This is a genomic window from Mycobacterium sp. (assembly GCF_032162105.1).
Classification (GTDB): domain Bacteria; phylum Actinomycetota; class Actinomycetes; order Mycobacteriales; family Mycobacteriaceae; genus Mycobacterium.
Map to the genome: position 1 here is coordinate 1 of NZ_JAVRPS010000166.1, position 3,072 is coordinate 3,072.

3 protein-coding genes and 1 pseudogene are annotated in these 3,072 nt (G+C 65.1%); 3 read left to right on the top strand and 1 reads right to left on the bottom strand.

Annotated features, from left to right (window positions below):
• Positions 1-139 precede the first annotated feature (139 nt).
• The 3 genes and pseudogenes from QOC69_RS08700 to QOC69_RS08710 form a co-directional block, all read left to right on the top strand.
• The gene (locus tag QOC69_RS08700) at positions 140-820 is read left to right on the top strand and encodes a class I SAM-dependent methyltransferase (RefSeq protein ID WP_526438402.1); all 681 of its coding nucleotides are present in this window, start codon (positions 140-142) and stop codon (positions 818-820) included.
• Positions 817-2,085: an oxygenase MpaB family protein gene (locus tag QOC69_RS08705; protein WP_526438404.1), complete on the top strand. Its 1,269-nt coding sequence runs from the start codon at positions 817-819 to the stop codon at positions 2,083-2,085. The genes QOC69_RS08700 and QOC69_RS08705 overlap by 4 nt, the downstream gene beginning before the upstream one ends.
• Before the next feature lie 187 nt (positions 2,086-2,272).
• Positions 2,273-2,407 (top strand): annotated as a pseudogene (locus tag QOC69_RS08710) (Fe-Mn family superoxide dismutase); the annotation flags it as partial.
• Between the two features lie 72 nt (positions 2,408-2,479).
• On the opposite strand, the gene QOC69_RS08715 reads toward QOC69_RS08710, so the two are convergent.
• On the bottom strand, positions 2,480-3,072 hold a 593-nt coding region (locus tag QOC69_RS08715; protein ID WP_526438407.1), incomplete at its 5' end, for a TetR/AcrR family transcriptional regulator.

Genomic DNA, 3,072 nt, shown 5'->3' on the forward strand with positions numbered 1-3,072 from the left:
GCCGGGTACTGCTGCGCTGCAAGCCCTACGCGACGTTCGTCACCCCGCCACGCCACCTACACAGCAACGACCAACAGGAACTAACCCACTGGGTCTCGGCATCGATGCCCTGGGACGCCACGGACACGCAGGTGAAGTCATGACCGACGTCACCGAGCGCTGGCGCACCGAGCGCGTCATGGCCGCCATGTACGAGGCCGGCGTCAGACATGACGGTGTCGCCACGGTCGGCGCCTGGGCGATGTGGGGCGCCGACATGCGGCGCATGTTCGCCGACGTCGCCCGACTCGCCGACGCCCTGCCCGGCACCTCGATACTCGACATCCCATGCGGCGGCGGCTTCGCCTTCCGCGGTCTACGTCCCGGCCAGGACGTGCACTACGTCGCGGCCGACATATCGCCCTACATGCTCGGCCAAGCACGCACCGCCGCGACCCAACGCGGCGTGCACGACGTAATCGAATTCGTCGAAGCCGACGTCACCGCACTGCAGTTCGACGACGCAAGCTTCGATCTCTGCCTGACCTACAACGGGCTGCACTGCCTGCCCGACCCACGCGCCGCACTGAGCGAACTCACCCGCGTGCTCAAACCAGGCGGGACGCTGCGAGGCACCTCGTGCGTCACCGGGCGAGGCCCCCGCCAGGATGCATTCATCGCGATATCGCGCCGCATCGGTGTATTCGGAAACACCCCACGCACAGGCGACATCGAAACATGGCTGACCGAATTCGGCCTCGACGTCACCGCACTCCAGACCAGCGGAGCAATCGAGTTCTTCGAAGCACGGTTGCCACTTCAAGAGGAGGCCCACCCGTGACCATCGATGATGCCTCGCGCACTCACAGCGATCAGATCCCGACTGAGTTCGAATCGTACTTGAACGCGGAAAGTCGACGTTCCGGGCAGCGTAAACGCCGCGCCATCAAGCTCTTCCGCGGGGAGCGCATGCTGCCGTCGTCGGACCGGGTCCTCGACTTTGCGCACGGATACTACGACGCAGACCCGGTCGCCGAAGCCTTCGTCGAAGACGCGTACATCAACGGCAACTCATCCCAGGGCAGGGCGATGCTCGACCAGGCGCTCGAGCACGGCATCGACTCCGTGCCCGACCCGCCGGCGTCGATGCTGCGACTGTTCGAGGAATTCGAGAAGGATCCACCGTGGGTCGACCACGATCTCGTCGAACGCGGCGCCTTCCTCTTCCGGCGTTGCGGCCCTTCTGTTTTCAGTTTCCAAGGTGTCGCCACCTTGATGGCATACACCGAGAACTCGATCGTTCAGCCACTCAGCATGACCGGCAAGTACGCCGGCGACGCCGCCCTCAACCGCTTCATGGAGACGGCCCGCTTCTGGATCGACGTCTCCGACCCGGGCGGCACCGGGCCCGGAGCGCCCGGCCGCGCCACCGCCATGCGGGTCCGCATCATGCACGTCTTCCTCCGGCAGCGCATCACCCGCCATCCAGGCTGGGACCTGGCCGCCTGGGGTAAACCGATCAGCCAGGCCGAAGCCACCATCACCCTGCTCTCCAGCGGGTTCGGTACCGGCGTGGGCATGCACAAACTCGGCTATCGATCGACGACCGCCGACACCGAGGCGTTGATGCACTTCTGGCGATACGTGGGACACCTGATGGGCGTCCAACCTCGTTGGTATCCAGCAGATTTGCGCGAAGCCGGACAGCTTACGATGCTCTATTTCGCCAAGCGCGCATTCGGTGCTCGCGAGGATGGCCGCGAACTCATCGAGTCGTATCCGCGCGCGTTCACCCCGAAGCCGGGAGCGGGCCTTCGCAAGGCGATCCGCGACCAGTTCAACTATCGAATGCAGCTCGGTTACACCCGGTACTTCCTGCCGGGTCGGTTCTACCGGTCCTACGACATGCCGAACCCGTGGCCATGGGCGCTGGTCCCACCTCTACAGATACCGCTCAACCTCGCGATCGACCTCTTGGCGCACCGCAGCGGCCGCATCGCAGGCATCCAGGATCGGTACGCGCGGTGGCGCAGGAACACGTGGTTCCGCAATGAGATGGGTGGCCGCGACGCCCACTTCAAGGCTGCCGAGACATTCCGGCATTGAACAGGCTTGGTGTGACCGCCGCGAGCGAATTGGCTTGAGCGGGTCGGGCTGTGGCGTCAGCCCCAGCCCGGGAGACAGGTCGCTACGTGATGTGCTGCATCGACGTCGCTCACGCACCCCCTACCTGCCCTGGATTACGACTACGGCGCACTCGACCACGCCGCGATCTTCCTCAACGAGAAGAACCTGGGAGCACGCCCATTACCTGCAGTACAAGAACGTGAAGGCCGACTACGTGAAGACGTTCTGGAACGTGGTGAATTGGGCCGACGTGCAAGGCCGATTCGCCGCCGCCACCAGCAAGACCAGCGGCCTGATCTTCCAACGGATTCGCGCTGGCCGTGCGAGGCGCACGCGGACGGCAAGCAAGGGACACGGCTCAGTCGCGTCCGGGTTACCGGTGCAGTGCGTCGAATGCGATGTCTAGGTAGTCGGCCAGCGGCATCGCGTTGCCTGTGCGGGTCCAGGCCTCGACGGCGACGTCCAGACAACCGAGTGCGCTCACGACGATGGCTTCCGCTTGTACCCGCAGTGCTTCGTCGCTGCCCCCGCCGAGGCGCTCGATGATGTGAGGGACCAGGAGGACATTCCAGGCTCGATGCTTCTCCTGAACCGCGGCGCGTAGTGCGGGGGTGTCGGTTTGCATGCGCGCGGCGCGCAATCCGGCGGAATCGCTGGCGATGGAGTTCACGGAGACGTCGAGGGCACGGCGGAGCGCGGTCCACGGTGCTTCATCAGGTGGCCGTTGCTGTAGGGCTGCGGCCAAGCCGTCGCCCAGCGCGATCATGGAGCCGACGACGATGTCTTCCTTGGTCTTGAAGTATCGCGACACGCTTCGGCTCGAGATTCCGACGGCCGCGGCGATCTGTTCGAGGGTGGTCTCCTCGAATCCTTGCTCGATGAACAGTTCTTTGGCCCGTTCGGCGATCTGCGCCTGAACGCTGCGGCGTGTCATGTCGCGAAGCCCCGACGTGGGGCGCGACGGCA

Bases quoted from the DNA above. Each gene is read 5' to 3' on its own strand.
- QOC69_RS08700 (WP_526438402.1), top strand. From the start codon at position 140: ATGACCGACGTCACCGAGCGCTGGCGCACCGAGCGCGTCATGGCCGCC.